This window comes from Moorena sp. SIO3I6 (genome assembly GCF_010672095.1).
The window spans coordinates 1-1,085 of record NZ_JAAHHU010001668.1 but is presented as its reverse complement, the minus strand read 5'-3'; the positions used below and the strand labels follow the sequence as shown (position 1 = coordinate 1,085).

Below are 1,085 nucleotides of genomic sequence, written 5' to 3'. Positions count from 1 at the left end.
ATAGTTTGATTACCTGATGAAGCTGAAAACTATTAGAGTTTCTATTGATAGAATTCCCGAAAGTTATGGTCAAGTAACAGCTTTACCTTTAGTGGTCAGCGGTCAGCGGTCAGCGGTCAGCGGTCAGCCGTCAGTGGTCAGCGGTCAGCGGTCAGCCTAAGGCTCACGCTACTTGAGGTGCTTATTTTATTCAAAAGCTAATAGCTAATAGCTGTTCGCGTAGCGTGCGCGTAGCGCTTAAGCTGATGGCTGATAGCTGATAGCTTAGAGTTTAAGACTACCAGTATTGACCACAGGTTGTATATTTTGCTCAGCAGTCAAAACCACTAGCAAATTGTTAATCATTGCTGCTTTTGTTTCCTGGTCTAGCTCGATAATTTGGTGATCGTTTAGCCGCTTGATGGACATTTCTACCATGCTCAAGGCACCTTCGATAATTTCTTGACGAGCTGCGATGATTGCTTGAGCTTGTTGACGCCGTAGCATCACTTGGGCAATTTCTGGAGCGTAGGCTAATTGACATCTCCCCCACTTAAAAGAAGGGGATTATACAAGGTTGTTACGCGGCAGGTTGAAACCGTGCCGCTCCACATCTTGTTCGATATGATCTAGAAAGAGAACTAAACAAATCATAACGATGTGGGAGTGTCAAGCTCCCTCTACCCACCTTGGTTAGATCGAGACCTAACTGTGTGGCTACTTTTTTGGCAATATTGGCGGCTCCGTTGCAATCAGCATTGATGAGCCATCCATTAGAGGTTTTATACATTCCACGTCTCACCCTTTTACCTGATGGCTTCCATCCACTGGGTTTTTCACCGTGTGTTGGTAATGGGTCATCATCCAGGAAAGACGCTTTGCTTGTATACGACTCTTCAGTTATTGTTAATTTGACACCATATTCAGAACAAAGTTGTTCAAGTCTATTGATTAATCTTTTTGTTGGGATAACTACAAAGTTTTGGTTACCACGCCTCCCTATATTTATCGAATCTTTTTGTCGCTCATTCCAACCAATAACTATATTTCCCATTCGTTTTTTAAGGCATCGGGTAATGATTAAACTTTCTTCTTTATTGATTGCT

The 1,085-nt window shown here is 42.7% G+C and carries 3 protein-coding genes; 1 reads left to right on the top strand and 2 read right to left on the bottom strand.

The window, feature by feature from the left end; translation table 11 throughout:
- Positions 1-16 precede the first annotated feature (16 nt).
- Entirely contained in the window at positions 17-160 is a 144-nt protein-coding gene (locus F6K49_RS52160; RefSeq protein WP_293110912.1) for a hypothetical protein, read from the top strand.
- A 104-nt stretch (positions 161-264) separates the two neighbouring features.
- Here F6K49_RS52160 and F6K49_RS52155 read toward each other — a convergent pair whose 3' ends face one another.
- Together F6K49_RS52155 and F6K49_RS52150 are read right to left on the bottom strand one after the other, a co-directional pair.
- Entirely contained in the window at positions 265-486 is a 222-nt protein-coding gene (locus F6K49_RS52155) for a hypothetical protein (protein ID WP_293063697.1), read from the bottom strand.
- A gap of 73 nt (positions 487-559) precedes the next feature.
- Positions 560-1,085 (bottom strand): IS200/IS605 family accessory protein TnpB-related protein (locus F6K49_RS52150; protein ID WP_293110910.1); only part of this gene is annotated, 526 nt, incomplete at its 5' end.

Excerpts from the sequence above, each read along its gene's own strand:
- F6K49_RS52160 (WP_293110912.1), top strand. The coding sequence starts at position 17 with ATGAAGCTGAAAACTATTAGAGTTTCTATTGATAGAATTCCCGAAAGT.
- F6K49_RS52155 (WP_293063697.1), bottom strand. The coding sequence starts at position 486 with ATGCTACGGCGTCAACAAGCTCAAGCAATCATCGCAGCTCGTCAAGAA.